Consider the following 24608-nt stretch of genomic DNA (forward strand, 5'->3'; position numbering starts at 1 on the left):
TGCTGCACAGTAAAAACAGCTCAGCACCACAACCATCCGCTACCGTCGAAATACGCAAACTCAGAACCGTGGCGAGAACTCGTAGTTGCAAAGGATTTGCTTCGACCCAAGCCATCGTAACTGCTTTGCTGCGGCCATGCTCAACGTCTCAATTTTGGCCAGGCTTGAATTTTCGCATGGCTCTTTCAACACACAATAGAGCGCCTGCAAAATTCATCAAACAGCGGATCAACTAAATCCCGACCTCGACGAAATTTATACTGTTTAGCTCGAATTTATTTAACGTTGCCTCGAGACAAGATTGAAGATCGGTGTCCAAGGCCATTCTGATTGCGCTGATCATCTCTGCCTCGAAAGCATCGATGCTGTCGTAAGCGATCAGGTTGGACGACGAAGCCGCCTTACACAGCACTTCGACAACGCGTATTTCGTTCGTGAGGCCCCTCAATGCTCCGGCGCAGGCGACCACGGCATCATGGTAAGCTGCGTCCCGGGAACCCGGCCACGCTTCGATCAAATACTTCGCCGCCTCCTTCGTGCTTTTGATACGCACAAAGGTCTTGGTTTCCCCCCGCAACTCGATGGTGACGACGTTGTCCCATTCAGCCATGGCTATGCTCGCCCAATCCGCAAGTAGAGCTAATTTAGCGGGAAATACTTGAGCGGGGCTGGTGACTGTCGTGTGGAAAAGAGGACCTGGCGATGTAGTAGATCGGCGCCAATGTACGAGATCGACTTGAGGTCGATACCTATAGAAAGCGGGTAATGGGCCAACGTGTAGCGCCAGCAGGCCAAACTCTTATACCAGTGCACGATGTCTACATACTGCGCCACGCCTTTCACTTCCAGAAGGCCACTCCCGTAGCTGAGAACGCGCGCTTTCGGAAGGATGTCACGTTTCTCCCTACGAATATTCCCTGTTCCCGGGATTACGTTCTCGGAGATTTCGCCGTCCATTCGGGATCACCAATTCCGCACCCTCCTCGTCTATACTTGCGGCGTGGCCTGCTTCCTGCCGCGATTTGTGCGCAATGGGCGGGTCGCCCCCTTGAGCACGAAACCGAGAATGCCGGCGGCGACCCAGCCGGCGAAGAAGCCACCGCCGGCCCAGGTGAGGCCTGCGGCGTCGATCGGCACGGCCGGCACATAGTCGCGCCATGTGTTGGTTAAGGTCATGGGGTCGGCGTTGCGCATCACCACGAACGGCTTGATCGGCAGCGAGGCCTTGATCAGTTCATCCTGCTGCGTCAGCAAGGTCTCGTAACGGTGAAAGATGCCGCGCATCGTGTCGCCTTGGTCGCGCAGGAAGGTCTCCGGCGAGCTCGAATAGACGTTGAGCGCTTCTTGCCGGCCAAGACCGTGGTGGTTGGCCTGGGTGTCGAACTGGGTAATCATCACCTTCAGCTCATCGAGCGCGCCGCCGATGCGCTGGCGGTATTGCTGGGCAAACTCGGGCGCCTGAGAGAAAAACAGCCCGCCCAGTATCGCTGCAGCCATCGTCAGCATTCGTCCGAACATCAGCATCGCATCACCCCGTTCGTGGAACCCTTTCACAACGGGAGATACCTGGAAAGGTTGCGGACAGGAATACTGGTGGCATTTTGAGGCGCCTCAAAGTTGCGCTTTACCCGCTGCGCCGACCTCGTCGATCTGAAAACCCACGGCAAACGGTTCAGGTCTTGCGGACATGCTCCATACGGAAGCCGAGGCCCATCAGTCGTCCCGAGAGATGGGCGAGAAGCGGAAATCGGGCGATGCCGCGGATAAAAGCTGGCGGGCCTTTGCGTTTTTGCGCATCGACCTCATCGCTGCGGCGGCTCGAGCGCATCATCAGCTGCAGTTTCTGCGTGGCGCGCGTCGGAAAGCTGCGGCGCTTTTCCACGGCCGCGAGATCCGCATCCGAGAGCCTGTTTTCGCGCAGCGGCTTTGCCAGAATGTTTGCCGTCGCCACCGCATCCTGGATGGCAAGGTTGACGCCAACGCCGCCGATCGGCGACATCGCATGCGCCGCATCGCCGATGCAGATCAGGCCGCTGCGCCACCATTGTGTCAGCCGGTCGATCCGTACGGTCAAAAGGCTGACGTCGTCGAAGGAGGAGATCTCCGCCATCCGCGCGGCCGGAAGCGGCGAAACGTCCACCACTCGCTGACGAAAAGCCTCGATGCCTTTTTCGCGGATGTCTGCATAGGTCGTGCGACGGACCACATAGCCGCATTGCCAGTAGTCACCCCGGTCGATCAGCACCAGACCCTGGCTTGGACCGGCATGCCCCATCACCTCGTTCGGGTCATCCTTCTGCTTGGAAAGCTTCATCCACAGGACTTCGCTCGGCTCTCCAAAGCTTTCGACAGTGAGGCCGGCCTTTTCCCGGATGATGGAATTGCGGCCATCGGCCCCGACGACGAGTTGCGAGCGGATGGTCAGCGGACCATCCGGCGTTTCGACGCAGAGGCCGGCAATTGCGTCCTTCTCCTCGATGAGCCCGGTTACCTTGGCATCCATGATCAGCTTAAAATTGGGATAGCTTTGCGCCTGCCTTGCCATGAAATTCAAAAAATCCCATTGCGGCATGAAGGCGATGAAACGGTTCTTGACCGGGAGACGGGAGAAATCCGCCATGGTGATCGTCTCGCCGCCCATCTGCGCGGAAAGCTTTGGCGCCCTTGTATGCGGCAGTGCCAGAAAGTCATTGATCAGGCCGAGCTCTGTGATCACTTCCAGCGTCGAGGGATGGATGGTATCGCCACGGAAATCGCGCAGGAAATCCGCGTGCTTTTCGAGCACGACCACATCGACGCCGGCCCGCGCCAGAAGAAAGCCCAGCATCAGGCCCGCCGGCCCTGCCCCGGCGATGACACAATGGGTTTCGATCTTCTGGGTTTCGATCGTCTGGGTCTCGATCGTCTGCATATCCGTCATGACCTACCGGGCTCTTCGAAAGTTCGGAGTTGAGCGCTTACACTTGTGAGCCGCCGCTTTCTCTTTTAGACCAGCGGTCACCGTAAAGACAGGACATACCATGGCCGAAACCAACAAGCGTCGCATCAGCATTCTTGGTTCCACCGGCTCGATCGGCGTCAACACGCTCGATGTCGTGAGCCAGCTTGGCGGGCGCGACGCATTCGATGTCGTGGCAATTACCGGCAACGCCAATGTCACATTGCTGGCCGAGCAGGCGATAGCCTGCGGTGCAGCGCTGGCCGTAACCGCCGATGATGCCCATTACGACGCGCTGAAATCGGCACTGTCAGGCACCGGGATCGAGGTCGCGGCGGGACGCGCGGCGCTGATCGAAGCGGGTGCACGACCGTCCGACCTGGTGATGGCGGCAATCGTCGGGACTGCCGGCCTTGCGCCGACGCTTGCTGCTGCGGAGCGCGGAGCAGACATCGCCCTTGCCAACAAGGAGTGCCTGGTTTCCGCCGGCGAACTCTTCGTTCGGGCGGTGGCCGAGGGCGGCGGTCGGCTGATCCCGGTCGACAGTGAGCACAGCGCGATCTTCCAGTCGCTGGAAGACGACCAGCACCATGCGGTGGAACGCATCGTTCTGACCGCGTCCGGCGGACCGTTCCGGACATGGAGCCGCGAGGAGATGGCCGGCGTCACGGCAGAGGTTGCCCGCGCCCATCCCAACTGGTCCATGGGACTGAAGATCTCGATCGGCAGCGCCTCGATGTTCAACAAGGCGCTTGAAATCATCGAGGCGAAGCACCTGTTCGATATCAGGCCCGACCAGATCGAGGTGATCGTGCATCCGCAATCCATCATTCATTCCATGGTGGGTTACCAGGATGGATCAGTCATTGCACAGCTCGGCAGTCCGGATATGCGCACCGCCATCGGCTATGCGCTGACCTATCCCGAACGGCCGAAGCTGAATGTAGAGAGGCTCGATTTCGCCAAGCTCGCACGGCTGGATTTCGAGGCGCCGGACGAGGTTCGGTTTCCGGCACTCAGGCTCGCCCGCACTGCGCTGGAGCGCGGCGGCGCGCAGGGCGCGATCATGAATGCCGCGGAAGAGATGGCATTTCATGCCTTCTGCGCCGGCAGGATCGGCTTCCTCACCATGGCGGATGTGGTCGAAGACGTGATGGACGCGATGATGGGTCACGCTGCCACAACGATGGATGCCGTGTTTGCAGCAGACGCTGAAGCACGCCGCCGTGCCGACGAAATCATCGACAAACGGGAAATGGCCGCCTAAGCGCCCAAAGCCATCGGCTACGGCGGGACGGCAGCGTGATCAGACAAGTTCATTGCGTGATGTGAAGACGGGGCGACTTGGAGCGCCCGGCATCCCCGTGACACGCACGGGGATGAGGCAGACGTCGTGTCAGGCGACCTGGCGTGCCAATGCGCAGCGGGACCACAGCTGATGCAGCGAGCTGACCAGATGTTCCAGATCCGCATCCGTATGCAGCGGCGTCGGTGTGATGCGCAGGCGCTCGGTCTTTTTCGCAACCGTCGGATAGTTGATCGGCTGGACATAGACGTCGCAGGTGTCGAGCAGGATATCGGAGATCCACTTGCACTTGGCCGCATCGCCGACCATGACAGGCACGATATGGCTTGGGTTGTGCATATGCGGGATGCCCTGCTGATCAAGCATCATCCGCAGCTTCTTGACGCGGTCCTGGTGACGCACGCGCTCAAACGGACTTGCCTTGAGGTGGCGAATGGAGGCGATCGCGCCGGCCGCAAGTGTCGGTGGCAAAGCCGTGGTGAAGATGAAACCGGATGCGAACGAACGGATGAAGTCGCACAGCGCCGTCGATGCCGCGATATAGCCGCCCATGACGCCGAAAGCCTTGCCAAGCGTACCTTCGATGATCGTCAGACGGTCCATGAGGCCTTCGCGTTCGGCAATGCCGCCGCCGCGCGGGCCGTACATGCCGACCGCATGAACTTCGTCGAGATAGGTCATCGCACCGTATTTGTCGGCGAGATCGCAGATCTCCTTGATCGGCGAGATATCGCCGTCCATCGAGTAGACGCTCTCGAACGCAATCATCTTGGGCGCCTTCGGATCGGCTGCCGCAAGCTTTGCTTCCAAATCGTTCAGATCGTTATGCTTCCAGATCACCCGGTCGCATTTGGCATAGCGGATGCCCTCGATCATCGAGGCATGGTTCAACGCGTCGGAAAAAATGATCAGACCAGGGATCTTCTGGCCGAGCGTACCCAGCGTCGCCCAGTTGGAGATATAGCCGGACGTGAACACGAGCGAGGATTCCTTGCCGTGAAGGTCCGCGAGCTCCTGCTCCAGAAGAACATGGTAGTGGGTGGTGCCAGAAATATTCCGGGTGCCTCCCGCACCCGCGCCACAGTGATCAATGGCCTCGTGCATGGCCTCGATCACGGCCGGGTTCTGGCCCATGCCGAGATAATCGTTGGAACACCAGACGGTAACCTCCCTCGGTCCCTCGGGCGTATGACGCGTCGCGCGCGGAAAACTTCCGCGATGCCGCTCGAGATCGGCGAACACGCGGTAGCGGCCTTCCGAATGAAGTCCGTCCAGTTCGCTTTTGAAAAATGCCTCGAAATCCATGTCACACTCCAGAACCTACCCCGGTTTTGGGTCCGGTTTCGCCATGCGTCAAGCCCGAATAGGTCAATTTGCCCCGACCTGCGGCGAAAAGTCCGATTTTTTGGAACAATTCCAATGAAGCGAAACTACCATTGAAATCTGCCAAAATCGTTACGAGTCAGGCGACCCCGAAAAGACGAAAGACTTTCCGAACAATCGGCTCGATCTGGCGTGATGCGACTTCCCCCACCTTCTCATCATTCCCCAAGTCGGCCAGCCGATCAATCCCCATTTCATACCGGCGAAACCTGACTGAAAGCGGATTTTTGCCACAGCCATCGAAGAATGAGATCAGAATGTGTCTTGCTTATATGGACTATTTGAAGAGCCGGCCTATTGTTCATCGGATGCACAAAAGCCCGGCGTGCGCACCTGCAAGGGTTTCGCCGGACACAATCAATCGGCAGGAACTACTCAGGAGGAATTCATGAAAAAGGCTTTGATGCTTCTCGTGCTCGGCGCATCTCTCGCGAGCTGCACCGCGACTGAAAAGGGTGCCGGTATCGGCGCTGCATCCGGCGCCATCATTGGCGGCGCAGTTACCGGTAACGTCCGCGGCGCAGCAGTCGGCGCAGCCATCGGCGGCGTTTCCGGTGCGGTCATCGGCAACGTGTCGGAACAGCCGGGCCAGTGCTATTATCGCGATCGCTACGGCCGTCGCTACATCGACGATTGCCCGCGCCGTTACTAATCGGAGCGGCGCTCGACGAGCACCGCAAGACTGTGGCCCTGGAGCATGCTCCAGGGCTTTTTCATTTATGAAGACATACTTATCGACGAGACGGGGGTACCCCGTTAAACAATTTGCGGCTACACAAGACCAGGAGCTGGTCATGATGGCCGGGGCGGTGATAAGTCGGCAATAAGTTAGCGTATGCAGAACGTAAGCAGCGGGCGGAAGAAGATGAATTACCGGAGGACCGGTTCCGTCGCAGCGATTGCGGCCGCCCTTCTTTGTTCGCCTGCGCTCATCGAGAGCGCCTACGCTTTCAAGCTTTTCGGCATTACGCTGTTTGGCGACGACGAGGACAAGGTCGAGGTGATCGACCCGGTCCGCTACGACGCGACTCTGGAAGCCGGTGATGCGGACAAGAAACTCAAGGATCGCCTGGAAACCGCGGCATCGCTGATCGCCGACAAGGACGAGCCTGTATCCGGTGATCTTGGCATCGTCATCAAGGCCCGCGAAGACCGGGACCGCCTGGTTGCTGTTCTCTACGAAGAAGCCCGGTATGGCGGGGTGGTCCGTATCTCTGTTGCCGGAACGGATATCGACGCGCTGCCACCCAACCCCACCTTCGACCACTCATTACCCGTTCCCGTGACGGTTCAGATCGAACCCGGACCGGTTTTCAAACTTGGCTCGGTGCGGTTCGACAAGGATGCGGCCGGTCGCAACCCCGCGGACTACGATCTGGAGCCTGGCGGCGAAGCTGGTTCGCGCGTGATTCTGAAGGCCGGCGAAAAACTGCTGGTTGACGTCAAGGCAGAAGGTCGTCCGCTTGCCAAGCTGACCGAACGGCAGGTAACCGCCGACCATCGCACCAACACGGTCGATGTCGTGCTTGGCGCCATCTCGGGCCCTATCGCACCGTTTGGCATGGTCACGGTCAAAGGCTCGCGCACGGTCGACCCAGCCTTCATCAAACGCTATTCCCGCCTCGACAAGGGCGGCCGCTATTCACCGGTGCAGCTGAAAAAGGCCAATGACCGGCTGCGCGAGCTCGGCGTGTTTTCTAGCGTCACGATTCAGGAATCCGATGCCCTTGCGCCGGATGGATCGCTGCCGCTGATGATCGAGGTTTCGGACGGCAAGCAGCGGTATTTCGGCTTTGGTGCCGAATACTCTTCGCTCGATGGAGCGGGTCTCTCGGGTTACTGGGGGCATCGCAATCTGTTTGGCCAGGCCGAATCGCTGCGCGTGGAAGGCAAGGTCTCCGGCATCGGCGCAACGACCGACGTCACCACATTCGACTATTCCGCCGGTATCGTCTTTACCAAGCCGGGCTTTCCCGTGCCTGAGGCAACGTTCGAATCGCGCCTGGAAGCCAAAAGCGAAAATCCAGACGATATCTACGACGCGCAGTCGATCGCCTATTCGGCCGGCTTTTCCTACGAACTCAACGACACCGACAAGCTCACCGCCGGCGGTGAAGTCGCGTATATTCTCGCCGACGATGCCTTCGGAAAGAATGAGTACCTGACGTTCAGCGTGCCTGTCGGCTTCGAACGCGACGCGCGTGACAACAAACTGGACCCAACCGAAGGTTACCGCGCAACGCTTTCCGCCAAGCCTAGTTATGAGTTCTTCAATCAAAGCATTTTCTCGTCTTTCGAGGGCTCGATTTCCGGGTATCTCGGATTGGGTGCAGAGGATCGGGTCGTGTTTGCAGGCAAGCTGAGTGCGGGGACGCTGGTCGGCGCCGACGAGCTGCAGGACATCCCAGCCACCAGGCGCTTTTATGCCGGCGGCGGCGGATCGGTGCGCGGCTATTCCTATCGCGAAATTTCGCCTTATAACGGCGATGACGAAGCGCTGGGCGGACGATCCTACACTGTGGCCTCTTTTGAAATGCGCGTAAAAGTGTCAGATAGCATCGGCATCGTACCGTTTCTCGACGTCGGTACGGTTTCGACCGAAATCGTGCCTGATTTTTCTGATATAAGAGCTGGAGCGGGGATCGGGTTGCGTTACGCCACTCCTTTCGGGCCGATCAGGCTGGACGTCGCGCTTCCGTTGCGACGCTATGACGACGGTAGCCAGTATGGAATTTATGCCGGCATTGGCCAGGCATTCTGAAAGGTAAAGTTGCCAGCATGACGCTTTTCGTTCGCCTGCTGAGATGGGTCTTCAAGGCCGCGATTGCCGCGGTCGGGGTCCTTTTCGTCATGGCGCTCGGCGTCGTCCTGTTCGTTGCATTGACGCCGTTCGGCGGAAACATTGCGGCAGAACGGATCTCGGCGCTGGTGTCCACCCCGGACCGCAAGGTCAGTTTCTCTCGACCGGAAGGTCTGCTGTCGGGTGATCTGCGCATCGACAGCCTGACGCTGTCGGACAAGGACGGTGCCTATGCCGAAATCGGCGGCATCGAGGTCGACTGGTCGCCATCGGCGCTGGTCTCCGGCGTCTTCCGCGCAGACCGGGTTTCCGCAACGACCGTGAACTTCATTCGTCCGCCGCAGCCGGATGCGACCATAACGACGCAGAGCACGACAAAGTCGTCCGGCTCGCCGCTGCCGGTCGGCATTCGGGTCGCGCAGATAGATCTGCCGGATATCAACCTGTCGCAGGCCCTCTCCGGACGCGATTTTGCGCTGTCGGTGAAGGGCTCGATCGATGCGACCGGCCCCAACATCTCGCTCAAGCTGGAAGCAACCCGCAAGGACGAGATGGATGCGAAGGCATCCGCAGATATCGTCTACGCACCGTCAGAAAACCGCCTGCAGCTGAAGGCCTCGGTCTCCGAACCGCAGGGCGGACTGCTCGCCCGACTGTTGCGCCTTCCCGGCGCTCCTGCCGTCGCATTGGGGCTGGATGGCGAAGGACCTCTCTCGAACTGGGCCGGCCGTCTTGTCGGCAATGTCGATGGCGCACCTGTCATCTCCGTGGACGGCAAACATGTCCTGGTCGACAACGGCGCCCACCGCGTGGAAATCATCGGTGGTGGCCAGCTTGCAACGCTGATGCCGCCAGCCTTCCGGTCGCTGGTCGAAGGTACAACGGACATCAATGTCGCCGCCATCTACGCGCCTTCGGGTCGCGTCGACATCCAGCGCGGCGACCTAACCTCCGGCGCCGTTAAGATTACCGCCAAGGGCGCATGGGACCCGAACGGCGACAACAGCCTGACGGCCGGCGTTTCCGGCACCAAGGGCCCGGTCTCGATCGCGTGGCCGATCAACGGCCAGGAGAGCCGCTTCTCCATTGATACGATCAATTTCACCCTGACCGGCGCCGCAGCCTCTGCTCGTTTCAATGCGACGGCAGCGCTGAATTCCGCAGAGCTTCCGCAAGGCCGGTTCGGCCAGGTGCGGCTACAGGCTGAAAGCGAGGATCTCGACCTCATCCAACGGGCCGGCAGCATCCGCAGCCGCCTCACGATTGGTCAGATGAGCTTCGTCAATCCCGACCTCAACCGTGTGATCCGCGGGCCGCTGACGCTCGACGCACCACTTCGGCTGGCACCACCGGCCATCGGCCTGGATGCAGCGACGCTCGAAAGCGCCGGCATCAGCGGTACGGTCAGCGGCGCATTCGATACGTCGAAGCAGACAGTCACCGGCAATTTCCGCATTTCGACCAATGCCTCGGTCCTGCCGCCGTCGCTGGCACCGAAGTTCGAAGGCGCAATTGCCGCCGAAGGCTATGTCGACGCCTCCTCGGCAAACCGCATCAGCCTGGAAAACGTCACGCTGAAATCGAACGCACTCGAAGCCCGCGGCAACGTGCTCTATGAAAACGGCACGCTGGTCAGCCACCTTGCCGGACGCCTTCCGGACATCAAGCGCTGGCTGCCGGATGCCGAAGGCGCCGCAGGCTTTGACATCACCACCAGCGGCCCCACCACGGCACTGGCCGTCAAGGCCGTCGTCAACTCCGCCGAGGCAAGGCTCGTCGGCCGCAAGCTCGAAGATCTGAGCTTCACGATCAATGGCACCGCCAATCCACAGGCGCCGCAGGGCACGATCGTCGCCAAGGGCACTCTGGACAGCCAGCCGATCCGCATCAATGCCGATGTGCAGTCGGCGAACGGCCAGACGTCTGCCCCCAACATCGTCGCCGAAATCGGCCCGAACCGCCTGAACGGCGCACTGACCTTCTCGCCGGAATTCCTTCCCACCGGGGAAGTCACATTCAACTTCCCCGATGTGGCACTTCTTGCCGCACTCGCAGCCCAGCAGGCGCAAGGCGACCTTCGCGGTTCGGCGACCTTTGCCAATGTCGACGGCAAGGCGAGCGCTGTCGTGAAGGCCGAAGGTTCCTTGCTGAAGCGAGGTGCTATCGAGATCGCCCAACCCAAGGTCGACCTGACGATACCGGACCTAAAGGCGATTGCGGCTGCCGGTTCGATCAGTGCGGCGCGCATCGGCAGCGGCACCAACGTCATCGATAACATGCAGTTGGGTATCACCCACGGTGGTACGACGACGGACTTCAAGCTGTCCGCGACCTACGACAATGCGCCACTCGAGGGTGCCGGCGCGATCCAGACCGCGGACGGGCTTGCTGTCGAGATCAACAGCTTCAATGCGACTCCGCGCAAGATCCCCGTACGCCTCGCTGCCCCAACCCGGATCGTTGTCGAGAACGGCAACGCGCGGTTTACCGACTTTACCATTGCCACCGGCAACGGCCGTCTGTCTCTGAACGGGATCGCCGGCACGGCGCTTGATCTTTCCGCCAAGATCACGTCCCTGCCGGCCAGCCTGATCAACACGTTCGTACCCTCGATCAATGCAGCCGGCGTCATTTCCGGCACGATCAATGCAACGGGCACGACCTCTGCCCCGGCGATCAAATATGATTTGGAATGGAGTGATGCACAGCTTCGCCAGATGCGCGACGCTGGCATCGCACCCTTTCGACTCCAGGCTGCCGGAAGCTTCGCCGACCGTACAGTCACACTAGACCGCACCCGTCTCACGGGATCCGATGGTCTCGAATTGACCGCCGACGGACGCGTGATCCTCAACGCCGACGGCGCGCCGGCGCTCGACATCAATGCCAGGGCCAGATCTGTCCCGGCCAGTCTCGCAAATGCCTTCGTACCGGGCCTCGGCGCAAAAGGCGCGATCTCCGGGACCGTGGTGGCAACCGGAAGTCCCCAGGCGCCGGCCGTTCGTTACGATCTGCGTTGGGCGAACGCCTCCGTCAGCCAGTCGACATCCGCAGGCGTTGCTTCGGTGGATGTGACTGCCAAGGGTACCTATGAGGGTACGCGCGTAACCGTCGACCTCGGTCTCACCGGCGGCGGCGGTATTTCGCTCACCGGTGGCGGCGCTGTCTCGCTCGAAGGCGACAAGGCGCTGAACCTCAAATTCGATGGGCGCTTTCCGTTTTCCATACTCGCGGGCCAACTTGCCGCTCAGGGCTTCGTGCTGACAGGCACCGGCAATGTCGATCTCGGCATTCGCGGAACGGCCAAGGCACCGCTTCTCTCGGGCAGCGTCACCTCCTCAGGGGCGAAGCTCGTCGATGCCAGGCGCAATCTCGCCATCAACAATCTCGCTCTCAACGTTCGGCTCGACGGCACCCGCGCCACGATCGAGCGGCTGGGCGGAACGCTTGCAAGCGGCGGCACCGTCGCCGTGACAGGCTCTGTAGAGACGACCGAGGGCTTTCCGGCCGATCTGCGCATCGTCCTCAACAAGGCGAGCTATGCGGACGGAAACCTGTTTGCGGTCACCGCTGACGGAGATCTCACGATCAACGGCCCGCTGCTGTCGGGCCCGGCGCTGAAGGGCAAGGTGTCGCTGACCAAGGCTGCAATCACCGTGCCGGCCCGGCTTCCGTCATCACTGTCATCGATCGATATCCGCCACCGCAACGCCCCACGCGACGTTGTGCGCCAGATGGAGAAAATCCGGCCGAAAAGCGCAAAGGGTGCCAGCGAGCCGATTGCACTCGACCTGCAGATCCTGGCACCGAACGGTATCTTCGTGCGAGGCCGCGGTATCGACGCCGAGCTCGGCGGCGACCTGACGATCAGGGGCGACGCAGTCACCCCTGTCATTTCCGGTGGCTTCGACATGCGTAGAGGCCGTATTGTCATCCTGTCAAAGCGGCTGGACTTTACCGAAGGCAAGATCACCTTCGGCGGCGGTCTGGTACCGATCCTCGACATGGAAGCAAACACGAGCTCCGGCCAGACGACGATCACGGTGAACATTACCGGCGTTGCCAACGATCCGACGATTTCCTTCTCCTCCGCCCCTGCCCTGCCGCAGGACGAGGTTCTGGCACGACTGATCTTCAACCAGTCGATGTCGCGTCTGTCGCCGCTGCAGATTGCACAGCTGGCCGATGCCGTGACCCAGCTTGCCGGCGGGGGCTCGACGTCGCTGCTCGAAAAGCTGCGCAGCAACCTCGGCGTCGATGACCTCGACATCAGCACAGACGATACGGGCCAGACGACGGTATCGGTGGGGCGCTACATCAACAAGCGCACCTACTTCCAGGTCGAGCAGGGCGGCCAGAACGGCGCTCAGGCCACCATCAATCTGGATGTCGGGCGTGGCGTCAAGCTGAAGGCCGGCGCCGGCAGCGAAGGCGGCACCGCAGGCGTATTCTACGAAAAAGAATACTGACCAGGTGACGTAGAGCCACCCACAGCCCACCAGACGGGAAACATCCGACTGCCCCGAACGTGGCCGGCAACCGGGCGCAGCAAGAGCTGCCCTGCCTGCGGAGACATGCCAGAACATTAGCGAACTGGTGAGCAAGTTTAGAATTGCGAAATACTCTTCGCATACAGTTAGCGAATTGAAACTTGCCATACGGTTTGCAGCACCGTTGCGGAAAGGTCAGCAGCGCCAGCTGAAAGCCTTGAACCGGACCTGCCGCTGTCGCCGTAACGGCCTGCACGAACCGGGAAGAACTTTGATGTCCGCGACGATCAACTCGAAGACTTACAGTGGCGATACGCTTGAGATCATCGCCTTCCGCCTTCACGATCAGGAGTTCTGCGTGAAGACCACCACCATCCGCGAAATTCGCGGTTGGGCCCCGTCGACACCGCTCCCGCATGCACCGGCCGACGTCATCGGCGTCATGAACCTGCGTGGATCCGTCATCCCGATCATCGATCTGGCCTTCAAGCTGGGCATGAAGAGCACTGTCGCCAACGAGCGGAGCGCGATCGTCGTCGCCGAGGTGCATAACATGGTCATCGGCATGCTGGTCGATCGCGTGTCCGACATCCTGACCATTCCCGCAAACACGGTTCAGCCGGTTCCGGAAGTCTCCGCTTCGTTCGACAAGTCATTCTCTGAAGGCATCATCGCCAACGAAAACGGCATGATCTGCTTCCTCAACCTGTCAAAGATGTTCAAGGGCACCGAAGTAGAAGAACTCGCTGCCTAAACCATCCCCGCGATTTGAACAAAGGCCGCATGACTAAGTCATGCGGCCTTTGTCGTTTGCTTCGTAATACTTGCTCACAATCCGTTTTCATCCATCACTTTTTAATATTTATGCTTTCTAATATTATCCCGGGGCGACGACCATCCCGCTGTTGGGAAAAGGCGTCAAAAGTACGCAGCCAAGTGTCCGACGCGGCGCGGCAAGGGGATCATCATGCTGGGATTGGGTAAAGCCGGGGATGTGGCGCGGATCTTCGACGCCATATCGCGTTCGCAGGCCGTTATTGAATTTGATCTGACCGGCACCATCCTGGATGCCAACGAGAATTTCTGCCAGGCGCTGGGGTACACGCTCGCAGAAATAAAAGGCAAGCATCACCGCATGTTCTGCGAGCCCGCTTTCGTTGCGTCCGACGAATACCGCTCTTTCTGGAAAGACCTCGCTGCCGGCAAGTTCGAGGCGCGGGAGTACAAGCGTATCACCAAATCAGGCGGGGAAATCTGGATCCAGGCCTCCTACAACCCGGTCATGCGCAACGGCAAACCATACAAGGTCATCAAGTTCGCGACCGACATCACGGCCACGAAGCTGAAGGCAGCCGACGACGCGAGCAAGCTTTCGGCAATCAGCCGGTCGCAGGCCGTCATCGAATTCACACCACAGGGCGAAATCCTCGACGCCAACGAAAACCTCTGCAACGCTGTCGGCTACGATCTGGCCGAGATCAAGGGACGCCACCACCGGATGTTCTGCGAGCCTGGCTATGCGGCGTCACCTGCCTATGCGGAATTCTGGAAGAAGCTGTCGGAAGGCGAGTTCATTGCCGACGAGTTTGTCCGCTACGGAAGGGGTGGCCGCGAGATCTGGATCCAGGCCGCCTATAACCCGATCCGCGATCTCAACGGCAAGGTCACGAAGGTCGTCAAGTTTGCAACCGACGTGACGCCGCGCATGAATGCAATCGGCATGCTGAGCAAAGGCCTGCGCAATCTCGCGGACGGCAAGCTTGACCAGTCGCTCGATACGCCCTTCGTGCCGAGCATGGAAACCACCCGAAGCGACTTCAACGAGGTCGCCGCCAAGCTGACCGATGCCATGCGTACCGTGGCGCAGAATGCAGCCGGTATTGCCGCGGCTTCAACCGAAGTCCGTGACGCATCTGGAGAGCTCGCAAAGCGCACCGAGCAGGCGGCAGCCGCACTTGAGCAGGCCGCAGCAGCCCTTGAGGAAGTGACGCGCACCGTCACCGATTCCAGCAGCCGCGCCGACGAGGCCGGCAAGCAGGTCAGGGCCACCAAGGAAAATGCCGAGCAATCCGGCCTTGTCGTGCGCAGTGCCATTTCGGCGATGGACGAGATCGCCGCATCGTCGAACGAGATCAACAACATTATCGGTGTGATCGACGACATCGCCTTCCAGACCAACCTCCTAGCCCTGAACGCCGGTGTCGAGGCGGCGCGCGCGGGTGAAGCGGGCAAGGGATTTGCAGTGGTTGCTCAGGAAGTGCGCGAACTCGCTCAGCGTTCGGCCAAGGCCGCCAAGGAAATCAAGACTCTCATCAACACCTCGGCACATCAGGTCTCCAGCGGTGTCGAACTGGTCGGGCGTACCGGCCGATCACTGCAGGAAATCCTCGTGCAGGTGGCAAGCATCCATGAAAATGTCGGCGCGATCGTCGAGGCATCCCGCGAACAGGCAACCAGCCTGCGAGAGATCAGCAGCGCGGTCAATCACATGGACCAGGCGACCCAGAAGAACGCCGCGATGGTGGAAGAAACCACCGCCGCCAGCTATTCACTGGCCAACGAGGCCGATAGCCTGAAGGCTCTGCTCAGCCAATTCGATATCGGCTCAGTCACCTCCCAGGTCCGCAGGCCGGAGTCGAACTATATGCCGGCAGCAGCCAACGTGGCGGCGCTGCGCATGGTGCAAGGCAATCTGAAAACCGCCGGTGGCTGGGAAGATTTCTGAGACACACTCAAGAGCAGCCGGGGCGGCGTTCAGGCAACCTCGGCTGGCTCGAAACGGATCCGGTGCGGATGCGTGAAGATCTCGAAATCCTCGCCGCGTGAGAGTGCGACAAGGGTCATGCCTGCGGCGTCCGCCGTGCGGATGGCCAGTGCGGTCGGCGCCGATATGGCGATCAAGACTGGGGCACCGAGAATGGCGGCCTTCTGCACCATTTCTACCGAGATGCGGCTGGTAACGACGACGACGCCTTCGGCGCCCGTACGGCCTGCGCGCATCACGGCGCCCGCAAGCTTGTCGAGCGCATTGTGCCGACCGACATCCTCGCGCACCGCAACCAGTCCCTCGCCGAGGACGTAGAAACCGGCTCCGTGAACCGCGCGAGTCTGGGCATGCAACGGCTGGGCGGAGTTGAGTGCGTTGCTGGCACGCGCAATGTCGGCGGCTGACAGAAGCATGTCGACACCGGAGACATCAGGCACCGGACGCATCGCCTGCTCGATCGATTCGATGCCGCAAAGGCCGCAGCCGACGGGTCCTGCCATATGGCGTCGTCTGGCGCGCAGAGCATCTTCCTTGTCTTCGGCAAGCGTGACCTGAACATCGAGACCGTCGCCCTCCTGGAGCACCTCGATCCCTTGAATCTCGGCGATGGAGGCAATGATGCCTTCCGTCAGCGTGAAACCGGCCGCGAAGTCCTCGAGATCGGCAGGCGTGCCCATCATCACCGCCTGGGTTGAGCCACCGTAGGAAAAGGCGATCGGCACCTCCTCGGGTACGAACCGGCTTGTTTCCTTGACGAGCCCATCGCGATAGGACGTTTCAGCCAGCGAAACGGTCGGCGCGATGCCGCCCTTGTGTTCATCATTCAACGTGGACATCAGGACTTTCCGAGCAGGCGCGCCTCGTGGAGCAGCGCTGAAACCAGTGGCGTATTGGGTTCGCGATGCGGAGCGACAAGACCAACCGTATGGCTGACATGCGGCTCCACGATCGGAATGGTGCGGATATTCTGCGAGAAGCCGAAGGACTCGGCCACGTTCTGCGGCATGATGCTGGCCCAGCGACCGGTACCGACATGCGCCAGCAGCGTGACCATCGAATTGGATTCAAGCATCGGCCTCGCCGTCACGCCGGCTTCCGCGAGGTGCTGGCTTATAATCCGGCGGTTCTGCATATCCGGCGTCAAAAGGCAGAGCTGCAACCCGGCCATTTCGGTCCAGGTCACCTGTTTACGGTCGGAAAGAGGCGTGCCGTCGGCCGTGACGAGATTGTAGCTTTCCGAATAGAGCGGAATGCTGACGACACGACCGAGCGGCTCGTTGTCGAGATAGGTAATGCCCGCATCGATCTCGAAGTTGTCGAGCTGTGTCAGGATCTGCAGCGATGTGCGGGACACGACCGAAAACGTTACATCCGGATACCGGGTCTGGAAGGGTCCAGTCAGGCTGGGCACCATGGCAAGCGCCGTCGGGATGACGGCAAGACGGATGTGGCCCGCAAGGCCCTTGCGGGCAGCGCGCATTTCCTCGCGCATCGTGCGTGCGTCGCCCACGATGCGTTTTGCCCATTCCAGCACGCGCTGTCCCTCGGGCGTAAGGCCCTGATAGCGCGACCCGCGCACCACGAGCTGGACGCCGAGACTGTCTTCGAGGTGCCGGATCGCCGCCGACAGGGAAGGTTGGGCAATGCCGCATTCCTCGGCCGCGCGACCGAAATGGCCTTCCCGTGCCAGCGCAATGAAGAATTCCAGCTTGTCGATCAAAGCCCGCTCCCACACGATATGGCTCTGAACTGCCGGAACTTCCGGCGCCACATCCTATCAAATCACTCTGCCGGCAACTTATAGCGGCAAAAGAAATCGAATGCGCAGGAGATTTCGGCGTCGTCAATCACCTCTTCGTTGGTCGACACTGGTAGACCGCAGGCTCTGCGAACTCAGGGTGCAGACGGCCTGGGATCAGGCGATCCGGGTTGACGCGAGACGATCCTCGTCCAGCACGATGCCGAGACCCGGTGCATCGCCGAGTTCCAGCCAGCCGTGACTGTGCTTCAGCGGCGAAGCCATCGGATAATCCCGCCGCGCCCCGCTCCATTCCGGATTGTCGTAAGGGTATTCGAGGAAAGGCGCATCCCCCACGCCGGCAGTCAGATGCGCGTTGGCGAGCACGCCGATTCCGTTGGTCCAGCTGTGCGGCGTAAACGTCACCCCCGCCTCCCGCGCCTGATAGACGAGCCGCCGGCAACCGGTAATGCCGCCCACCAGCGCAACATCCGGCTGGATCACGTCAAGCGCACGCTCCTCGATGATATCGCGGAATTCCGAGAGCTCGCGGGTCATCTCGCCGCCCGCGATCCTCACCGACGTCGCCTCCTTCAACGCTCGCATGCCCTTGCGGTCGGACCGGAACAGCGGTTCTTCCATCCAGTAGATGTCGAGCCTTTCCAGTTCCTTCGCAACCGCAAGTGCATCCTTGAACGTCCATGGCAGTGTCGTATCCCAGGGCATGCGCCAGCCCTGATTGCAGTCGACCATCAGTTCCAGGCGATCGCCGACGCGGGCACGGATCGCTCCCAGCGCCTTGATGTCATCCCGCCAGCTCGACCGTCCGCCGGCAGAGGACGAGAAGCGCACCTTCATGGCCGGAAACCCCTCCTCGACGTAACGCTCCGCCTGATCCGCCATCGCCTGTGGATCGCGCAGCACGCCCGAGGATGCGTAGAGGCGCACCTTGTCCGACCGCCCTCCGAGCATGCGCCAGACGGGCTCGCCGGTGATTTTGCCCGACAGATCCCACAGCGCCAGATCCATCGGCCAGCAGCGGCCGTAATGGAAGTTGATATGGGAGAGCACCTCGTAATGCCGTTCCAGATGGCGTGGATCCTGGCCGACAAACAGGTCCTCGTGCCCCTCGAAACCCTTCATCAGGTCGCCCGAACCGATCCCCTCCCGGCCCTCGTCGTCCCTGACGCGCACGATGGTGGCATCGAAATGCCGGCGCGGCCTGCCATCCCAGCTCGCCTTGAACGGCGGATCGAGCGGCAGCCGGTGGTGGGTGATCTCGATCGATACGATACGGCTCATGGCTTTCCTCCGCTTATGGTGCCGGACTGACGAAGACCCCTCCCCACCCTCGCCACAAGGGGGAGGGCTTTAAACCCGCGGCACCCCCGAGGATCAATTCCGGACGAGCGCTCGCCACGAGTCTTCTCCCCCTTGTGGGGGAGATGGCCGGCAGGCCAGAGGGGGTTCTTCGTCAAAATGAACACCCCTCCGCCGTCATCCTCGGGCTTGACCCGAGGATCGACCTACCCAAACTGCTGCCAGATGGTTTTGTAGTCGCAGTATTTGTCGATCGCATGCACCGACCGGTCACGTCCGAACCCGGATTGTTTGAACCCGCCAAAGGGCGTCGAGAAATTCGCCATGTCGTAGGTGTTGATCCACACGGTGCCCGCATGGATCGCTTCCGAAACGCGGTGAGCGCGGTCCATGTCTTTGGTGAAGACCGCGCCGGCCAGGCCATAGATCGTATCGTTGGCGAGCCGCAGCGCCTCCTCCTCCGTATCGAACGGGATGACGGCAAGCACCGGGCCGAAGATTTCCTGCCGTGCCAGGCTCATGTCGTTGGTCATGTCGACGAAGACGCCGGGCGAGATGTAGAAGCCGCCCGTCTCGGAAAGCACCTGCTCGGCGCCGAAGACGCGTTTGGCACCCTCCGTCTCTCCAGCAGCGATCATGCTGAGTACCTTTTCCATATGCGCTTCGTCGATCAGCGCGCCGATCTGGGACGACGGTTCGAACGGATGTGCGAGCGCGATGTCGCTCGCCGTCACCGCCTCGATTTTCGCGATCAGCCTCTCCTGAACCGAGCGCTGCACCAGAAGCCGGGTCGAGGCATGGCAGGTTTCCCCGGCATTGTAGAAGCAGCCCCAGGCGGCGGCCGAGGCGGCGGCATCAAGGTCTGCATCCTCGAACACGACGATGGGCGACTTGCCGCCAAGCTCAAGCGCCACGCGCTTCACGTTGGACTGGGCTGCATAGCCCATGATCAGCTTGCCGACTTCGGTCGAACCGGTAAAGGCAATCATGTCCACATCCATATGCAGCGCCAGCGGCTTGCCGGCCTCTTCGCCATAACCGGTGACGACATTGAACACGCCAGCCGGAAGACCTGCTTCCACCGCCAGTGCCGCAAGCCGGAGCGCCGAGAGAGACGACTGTTCGGCCGGTTTGAGGACGACGCTATTGCCGGCCGCGATCGCCGGGCCGAGTTTCCAGGCATCGATGATCATCGGGTAGTTCCAGGGCGTGATGACCCCGATCACGCCGAGCGGCACTTTTCGCACCAGGGCCCGGGCGTTCGGGCCGGTCGGTGCTATCTCGTCATATTGCTTGTCGATCATTTCGCCGTAATACTGGATGCCATCGGCGCAGAGGCGGACATCGACATTGAGCGAAGCCAGAACCGGCTTGCCGACATCGAGCGTTTCGAGCACCGCAAGCTCTTCCGCATGGGCGCGGATGAGTTCGGCCCATCGGAGCATGACCTTCTTTTTCTCGAGCGGCTCCTGTTTTCGCCAGACGCCGCTTTCGAAGGCGGCGCGGGCCGAACCGACCGCCGTATCGATATCGGCGCCGACGCCGCGCGCGAGCGGCGTCCCCGGCTTGCCGTCCATCGGGCGCGGACGGGTAAACGTCTCGCCTGATAGTGCCGGGCGATAGTCGCCCCCGATGAAGAGGCGGCCTTCAAGCTTGAGCGTGGAAAGCGCGCTTTCCCAGTAGTCGCGGGTATAGGTCGTGGTCATCGGAGTGTCCCTATTCCTAAAGCGTCTTCGGCAGCGTCATGATCGTGTTCGCGAAGGCATGGATATCGGCGTCGGAAATTTCGCGGACCGTCGAGCGCCGCATCGGCTGGTTTTCCGCCGCCCGCATTTCGGCGGCGAGGTCTGACGCTGAAAAGGCGACGAATGCCTTCGGCAGCGCTCGCTCCACCCCGCAGCGATCCATGAGATCGGTAACGATCCCGGGCAGCGCCTGCGCATCGGCAAGACCCAGCACATGGGCCGCCTCGTTCAGGTCCGGTGTATCGGCATCGCACAGCCACGAGAGCGTCGCCTCGAAGCCGAGCGCCGTTGCAAGCCCGTGATGAACCGGCGCAAGCCCGGCCAGCGCATGGCTGATATTGTGGGCGACAGCCGTGCCGCAGTTGTCGATCGCGATACCGGCATAGCAGGAGCCGAGCAGCACCTTTCCGCGGGCATCGAGATTGCCTGGAGCCTTGACGGCCGTTTCCAGCGAACCTTCCACCAGCCGCATGGCCTCATGGGCATAGAGTTTCGCGCCGGCATGGGTGTTGCGGTTCGTTGCCGCCTCGAAAGCGTGAATAAAGGCATCCATGCCGCACCACGCCGTCAGGTGCGGCGGAAGCGAAATGGTGAGCTCCGGGTCGAGGATGACGAGATCCGCCTTGGTCTCCCCTCCCCAGATCCACAGCTTCTTGCCTTCCGGCCCGGCAAAGATATTGGTCGCTGATGTTTCCGAGCCGGTTCCCGCCGTCGTCGGCACCATGATTTTCTTCAGAGGGTTGCTTGGAAGCGGATTAGCCGCCAGCGCATAATGCATCGGGTCCTCGCCGGACGCGGCGCAGCAGGCCGCGATCTTAGCGATATCCAGCGCCGATCCACCACCGATGCCGATGACGAGATCGGAACCGCGGGCGAGTTCGCTTGCAGCGCGAAGATGCGTGAGTTTGGGCTCGCCCGAGAAATCACAATAAAGTCGCGGCTCGATCCCGGCGGTGACCAACTCATCCGCAAGTGCTGCGGCGAGCCCGCTCGATGCCAGGAACCCGTCCATGACAACGGTTGCGATCGCCACGTCCTCGAATCCTCTGACAGCGGAGGCGAGATCGCGGAATAGCCCCGTGCCGAAGCGGATGTCTGGAACTGACGAAGTCGAGAACTGCATGATGGAGACACCCCGGACAAGATCACGTGGCGACAGTGTGCATCACAATTTGAACTCTTCAAATCCATCGGTTTTTCGGGCTTATTGATGATGTGAAATCATGGAGCGTGAAATGCTGGACAGAATTCCGCTGGAAGCCTTCCGCGTCTTCGATGCCGCGTGCCGGTTAATGAATTTCTCGCGCGCGGGCCGTGAGCTTCACATCACCCAGGCTGCCGTCAGCCGCCGCATCCAGGGGCTGGAAGACCAGCTCGGCGCTAAGCTTTTCACCCGCCGCGGACGCAATCTAGAGCTGACGCCAGAGGGAGACCGGCTTGCCCAGAGGGTGCGCGCTACGTTGGAATATCTGGAGGAAAGTCTAGAGCCGTTCCGGGGCGGTGGCCGCGAAACCATCTCGATCGCCGCCAGCAGCTCGGTGTCGCATCTGTGGCTCGGCAAGCGCCTGAAGGATTTCGACAATGAAAGCCCCTCTGTCTCCGTGCGTTTGCTGACGACCGACGTGCCCTCAGAACTGGCATCGGAAGCCAACGACCTCGTCATCCTCTATGCCGCCGGCGAACACCCGAGGTGGAACCTGACATTGCTGATCCGGGAAAGCCTCGTCCCCGTCGCCTCCCCCGCCTATGTGGAAAGACGTGGGCTGGATGCAGCCTCGCTCACCGCAGACGCCATGACCCAGCTCGACCTGATCGATTACGAGCGAGCCAACGCCCACTGGATCACGCTCAGGCAATGGTTCGCGCGCCTGCCGAAGCCACCGAAGGCGGCGATCAAGCCGCGGCTTTCCTTCTCGACCTATTCACTGGCGATCGATGCCGCGCTCCGCGGCGAGGGCGTGACGCTTGGCAGCAGAGGATTGATTGCCGAGGAGCTGGCATCAGGAACACTGGTGGAACTTGGCACGGCCCAGCTCGATACGGGCTACGGCTACTATCTCGGCATGCCGCGCTACCGCTCGCTCACCCCCGGCGCCGCACGTCTCCACCAGCACCTGCTCGGAAACCCATAGGCACCGACAGCGCAAAAACGAAAAAGGCGGCCCGATGGACCGCCCTTTGTAAATTATATCGGACTCTGAAAAATCAGGCCGGAACGACGATGCCGTTCAGATGTGTCAGTTCGGACAGGAACTGTTCGAGCTTCGTCTTGTGCTCGTCGCTGTTAGCGTTGTCGATGGCAGCCTGCGTGGCATCGATGCGCTTCTGCAGCGTGTCCTGGTTCAGTTCGGTCACCGGCACAGCGGATTCGGCGAGCAGCGTGCAGCTGTCCTGAACGATATCGGCAAAACCACCGAAAACCACGTATTTGGTGACCTGACCCGAGGCAAGCTTCACGGACACAACGCCCGGCTTGATCGTCGTCATCGTCGGCGCATGGTTGGCAAGCACCGTCATTTCGCCAAGCGTTGCCGGAATCACCACTTCGGAGACATTCTCCGACACGAGCAGGCGCTCGGGCGATACCAGTTCAAATTTGAAAGCGTCGGCCATCAAGGTCCACTTCCCTCGAGTGTTTCAAGCAGGAATGGCGCGCCGGATCATGTCCCGCGCGCCGTCTTATAGAATCAAGCAGCTTCGGAAAGCTTCTTGGCCTTTTCAATCGCTTCTTCGATCGAGCCGACCATGTAGAAGGCAGCTTCCGGCAGGTGATCGTATTCGCCGGCAACGAGGCCCTTGAAGCCCTTGATCGTGTCTTCGAGAGCAACCAGCTTGCCCGGTGCACCGGTGAAGACTTCGGCCACGAAGAATGGCTGCGACAGGAAGCGCTCGATCTTGCGGGCGCGCTGAACGGTCATCTTGTCCTCTTCGGACAGTTCGTCCATGCCGAGGATGGCGATGATGTCCTGCAGAGCCTTGTAGCGCTGAAGCGTCGTCTGAACCTTACGAGCGATCTCGTAATGCTCTTCGCCGACAACCAGCGGGTCAAGCATGCGCGAGGTCGAGTCGAGCGGATCCACAGCCGGGTAGATACCCTTTTCGGCGATCGAGCGCGACAGAACCGTCGTTGCGTCCAAGTGGGCGAACGAGGTCGCAGGAGCCGGGTCGGTCAAGTCGTCGGCGGGAACGTAGATGGCCTGAACCGAGGTGATCGAACCCTTGGTCGTGGTGGTGATGCGTTCCTGCATCTGACCCATGTCGGTCGCAAGCGTCGGCTGATAACCAACGGCCGAAGGAATACGGCCGAGAAGAGCCGACACTTCGGAACCTGCCTGGGTAAAGCGGAAGATGTTGTCCACGAAGAACAGAACGTCCTGGCCCTTGTCGCGGAAGTCTTCAGCGATGGTCAGACCCGTCAGAGCGACGCGAGCGCGCGCACCCGGAGGTTCGTTCATCTGGCCGTAAACGAGGGCTGCCTTCGAGCCTTCGCCGCCGCCGTGCTTGTTCACGCCGGATTCGATCATTTCGTGGTAAAGGTCGTTGCCTTCGCGGGTACGTTCACCCACGCCAGCAAATACCGAGTAACCACCGTGCGCCTTAGCGACGTTGTTGATCAGTTCCATGATCAGAACGGTCTTGCCAACGCCGGCGCCGCCGAACAGGCCAACCTTACCGCCCTTGGAATAAGGAGCCAGCAGATCGACGACCTTGATGCCGGTTACCAGGATCTGGCCTTCAGTCGACTGCTCGACGTAGGACGGTGCTTCCTGGTGGATCGAGCGCTTGCCCGATGTGATCAGCGGACCAGCTTCGTCGACCGGCTCGCCGATGACGTTCATGATGCGGCCGAGCGTCTCAGGACCAACCGGAACGGTGATCGGAGCGCCGGTATCGGTAACGCGCTGACCGCGAACAAGACCTTCGGTCGAGTCCATGGCGATGGTGCGAACCTGGTTTTCACCAAGATGCTGCGCGACTTCGAGAACGAGGCGGTTGCCGTTGTTCTCTGTTTCAAGCGCGTTGAGGATCGCCGGCAGTTCGCCGTCGAACGCCACGTCGACGACAGCGCCGATAACCTGGGTCACTTTGCCGAGGGACGTGCCCGTTGCGGTAGCCATGAT

At 60.9% G+C, this 24608-nt stretch carries 19 protein-coding genes; 7 read left to right on the top strand and 12 right to left on the bottom strand.

Features of this window, described 5'->3' with window-relative positions; all coding sequences use genetic code 11:
* Positions 1-232: 232 nt before the first annotated feature.
* The 4 genes from ACQY1P_RS20615 to ACQY1P_RS20630 all read right to left on the bottom strand — a co-directional run bounded on the left by ACQY1P_RS20615 (position 233) and on the right by ACQY1P_RS20630 (position 2920).
* On the bottom strand, positions 233-610 hold the full coding sequence (locus ACQY1P_RS20615; RefSeq protein ID WP_430255237.1) for a DUF982 domain-containing protein: 378 nt from the start codon (positions 608-610) through the stop codon (positions 233-235).
* 29 nt (positions 611-639) lie between these two features.
* Positions 640-957, bottom strand: a complete 318-nt coding sequence (locus ACQY1P_RS20620; RefSeq protein ID WP_430255239.1) for a hypothetical protein — start codon at positions 955-957, stop codon at positions 640-642.
* 30 nt (positions 958-987) lie between these two features.
* The gene (locus ACQY1P_RS20625; protein ID WP_430255241.1) at positions 988-1524 is read right to left on the bottom strand and encodes a DUF2937 family protein; all 537 of its coding nucleotides are present in this window, start codon (positions 1522-1524) and stop codon (positions 988-990) included.
* 148 nt (positions 1525-1672) lie between these two features.
* On the bottom strand, positions 1673-2920 hold the full coding sequence (locus ACQY1P_RS20630) for an FAD-dependent oxidoreductase (protein WP_430255243.1): 1248 nt from the start codon (positions 2918-2920) through the stop codon (positions 1673-1675).
* Between the two features lie 100 nt (positions 2921-3020).
* Between ACQY1P_RS20630 and dxr the strand changes: the two genes are divergently transcribed.
* Positions 3021-4205, top strand: coding sequence for a 1-deoxy-D-xylulose-5-phosphate reductoisomerase (dxr, locus tag ACQY1P_RS20635; RefSeq protein ID WP_430255245.1), 1185 nt, complete (start codon positions 3021-3023; stop codon positions 4203-4205).
* A gap of 129 nt (positions 4206-4334) precedes the next feature.
* Here the strand turns inward: dxr and hemA are convergent, their stop codons facing one another.
* The gene (gene hemA, locus ACQY1P_RS20640) at positions 4335-5549 is read right to left on the bottom strand and encodes a 5-aminolevulinate synthase (protein ID WP_062581729.1); all 1215 of its coding nucleotides are present in this window, start codon (positions 5547-5549) and stop codon (positions 4335-4337) included.
* A gap of 466 nt (positions 5550-6015) precedes the next feature.
* Here hemA and ACQY1P_RS20645 point away from each other — a divergent pair, with 466 nt between their 5' ends.
* From ACQY1P_RS20645 to ACQY1P_RS20665, 5 genes are all read left to right on the top strand, one after another.
* The gene (locus ACQY1P_RS20645; protein WP_062462576.1) at positions 6016-6279 is read left to right on the top strand and encodes a glycine zipper domain-containing protein; all 264 of its coding nucleotides are present in this window, start codon (positions 6016-6018) and stop codon (positions 6277-6279) included.
* Positions 6280-6462: 183 nt separating this feature from the next.
* The gene (locus ACQY1P_RS20650; protein ID WP_430255247.1) at positions 6463-8388 is read left to right on the top strand and encodes an autotransporter assembly complex protein TamA; all 1926 of its coding nucleotides are present in this window, start codon (positions 6463-6465) and stop codon (positions 8386-8388) included.
* Positions 8389-8405: 17 nt separating this feature from the next.
* Entirely contained in the window at positions 8406-12896 is a 4491-nt protein-coding gene (locus ACQY1P_RS20655; RefSeq protein WP_430255249.1) for a translocation/assembly module TamB domain-containing protein, read from the top strand.
* Positions 12897-13191: 295 nt separating this feature from the next.
* Positions 13192-13671 carry a chemotaxis protein CheW gene (locus ACQY1P_RS20660; RefSeq protein ID WP_062462566.1) on the top strand — a complete coding sequence of 160 codons (480 nt, stop codon included), beginning with the start codon at positions 13192-13194 and terminating at the stop codon, positions 13669-13671.
* 213 nt (positions 13672-13884) lie between these two features.
* Positions 13885-15642 (top strand): methyl-accepting chemotaxis protein, encoded by a 1758-nt coding sequence (locus ACQY1P_RS20665; RefSeq protein WP_430255251.1) that lies wholly within the window; start codon positions 13885-13887, stop codon positions 15640-15642.
* 29 nt (positions 15643-15671) lie between these two features.
* Here the strand turns inward: ACQY1P_RS20665 and fdhD are convergent, their stop codons facing one another.
* From fdhD to ACQY1P_RS20690, 5 genes are all read right to left on the bottom strand, one after another.
* The gene (gene fdhD / locus ACQY1P_RS20670) at positions 15672-16520 is read right to left on the bottom strand and encodes a formate dehydrogenase accessory sulfurtransferase FdhD (RefSeq protein ID WP_430255253.1); all 849 of its coding nucleotides are present in this window, start codon (positions 16518-16520) and stop codon (positions 15672-15674) included.
* On the bottom strand, positions 16520-17404 hold the full coding sequence (locus ACQY1P_RS20675) for a LysR family transcriptional regulator (protein ID WP_062462554.1): 885 nt from the start codon (positions 17402-17404) through the stop codon (positions 16520-16522). Before ACQY1P_RS20675 ends, fdhD begins: the two co-directional genes overlap by 1 nt.
* A gap of 195 nt (positions 17405-17599) precedes the next feature.
* A complete protein-coding gene (locus ACQY1P_RS20680; protein WP_430255255.1) occupies positions 17600-18724 on the bottom strand; it encodes a mandelate racemase/muconate lactonizing enzyme family protein in 1125 nt (374 codons plus the stop codon).
* A gap of 224 nt (positions 18725-18948) precedes the next feature.
* A complete protein-coding gene (locus tag ACQY1P_RS20685) occupies positions 18949-20448 on the bottom strand; it encodes an aldehyde dehydrogenase family protein (protein WP_430255257.1) in 1500 nt (499 codons plus the stop codon).
* A 16-nt stretch (positions 20449-20464) separates the two neighbouring features.
* Positions 20465-21610, bottom strand: a complete 1146-nt coding sequence (locus ACQY1P_RS20690) for an iron-containing alcohol dehydrogenase (RefSeq protein ID WP_430255259.1) — start codon at positions 21608-21610, stop codon at positions 20465-20467.
* Positions 21611-21722: 112 nt separating this feature from the next.
* Here ACQY1P_RS20690 and ACQY1P_RS20695 point away from each other — a divergent pair, with 112 nt between their 5' ends.
* Complete coding sequence (locus tag ACQY1P_RS20695) at positions 21723-22619, top strand: LysR substrate-binding domain-containing protein (RefSeq protein ID WP_430255261.1); 897 nt, start codon at positions 21723-21725, stop codon at positions 22617-22619.
* Positions 22620-22692: 73 nt separating this feature from the next.
* On the opposite strand, the gene ACQY1P_RS20700 is transcribed toward ACQY1P_RS20695, so the two are convergent.
* A complete protein-coding gene (locus tag ACQY1P_RS20700) occupies positions 22693-23100 on the bottom strand; it encodes a F0F1 ATP synthase subunit epsilon (protein WP_062462547.1) in 408 nt (135 codons plus the stop codon).
* 74 nt (positions 23101-23174) lie between these two features.
* Positions 23175-24605: a F0F1 ATP synthase subunit beta gene (gene atpD, locus ACQY1P_RS20705; RefSeq protein WP_062581713.1), complete on the bottom strand. Its 1431-nt coding sequence runs from the start codon at positions 24603-24605 to the stop codon at positions 23175-23177.
* Positions 24606-24608 lie beyond the last annotated feature (3 nt).

The organism is Neorhizobium sp. DAR64872/K0K18 (assembly GCF_050500175.1).
GTDB classification, from domain to species: domain Bacteria; phylum Pseudomonadota; class Alphaproteobacteria; order Rhizobiales; family Rhizobiaceae; genus Neorhizobium; species Neorhizobium soli.

Coding starts and splice junctions, on each gene's coding strand:
- ACQY1P_RS20665 (WP_430255251.1), top strand. CDS start 13,885: ATGCTGGGATTGGGTAAAGCCGGGGATGTGGCGCGGATCTTCGACGCC.
- ACQY1P_RS20620 (WP_430255239.1), bottom strand. CDS start 957: ATGGACGGCGAAATCTCCGAGAACGTAATCCCGGGAACAGGGAATATT.
- ACQY1P_RS20630 (WP_430255243.1), bottom strand. CDS start 2,920: ATGACGGATATGCAGACGATCGAGACCCAGACGATCGAAACCCAGAAG.
- fdhD (WP_430255253.1), bottom strand. CDS start 16,520: ATGTCCACGTTGAATGATGAACACAAGGGCGGCATCGCGCCGACCGTT.
- ACQY1P_RS20680 (WP_430255255.1), bottom strand. CDS start 18,724: ATGAGCCGTATCGTATCGATCGAGATCACCCACCACCGGCTGCCGCTC.
- ACQY1P_RS20645 (WP_062462576.1), top strand. CDS start 6,016: ATGAAAAAGGCTTTGATGCTTCTCGTGCTCGGCGCATCTCTCGCGAGC.
- ACQY1P_RS20700 (WP_062462547.1), bottom strand. CDS start 23,100: ATGGCCGACGCTTTCAAATTTGAACTGGTATCGCCCGAGCGCCTGCTC.
- ACQY1P_RS20685 (WP_430255257.1), bottom strand. CDS start 20,448: ATGACCACGACCTATACCCGCGACTACTGGGAAAGCGCGCTTTCCACG.
- ACQY1P_RS20655 (WP_430255249.1), top strand. CDS start 8,406: ATGACGCTTTTCGTTCGCCTGCTGAGATGGGTCTTCAAGGCCGCGATT.
- ACQY1P_RS20695 (WP_430255261.1), top strand. CDS start 21,723: ATGCTGGACAGAATTCCGCTGGAAGCCTTCCGCGTCTTCGATGCCGCG.
- atpD (WP_062581713.1), bottom strand. CDS start 24,605: ATGGCTACCGCAACGGGCACGTCCCTCGGCAAAGTGACCCAGGTTATC.
- ACQY1P_RS20660 (WP_062462566.1), top strand. CDS start 13,192: ATGTCCGCGACGATCAACTCGAAGACTTACAGTGGCGATACGCTTGAG.
- ACQY1P_RS20650 (WP_430255247.1), top strand. CDS start 6,463: ATGCAGAACGTAAGCAGCGGGCGGAAGAAGATGAATTACCGGAGGACC.
- ACQY1P_RS20690 (WP_430255259.1), bottom strand. CDS start 21,610: ATGCAGTTCTCGACTTCGTCAGTTCCAGACATCCGCTTCGGCACGGGG.
- dxr (WP_430255245.1), top strand. CDS start 3,021: ATGGCCGAAACCAACAAGCGTCGCATCAGCATTCTTGGTTCCACCGGC.
- hemA (WP_062581729.1), bottom strand. CDS start 5,549: ATGGATTTCGAGGCATTTTTCAAAAGCGAACTGGACGGACTTCATTCG.
- ACQY1P_RS20625 (WP_430255241.1), bottom strand. CDS start 1,524: ATGCTGATGTTCGGACGAATGCTGACGATGGCTGCAGCGATACTGGGC.
- ACQY1P_RS20615 (WP_430255237.1), bottom strand. CDS start 610: ATGGCTGAATGGGACAACGTCGTCACCATCGAGTTGCGGGGGGAAACC.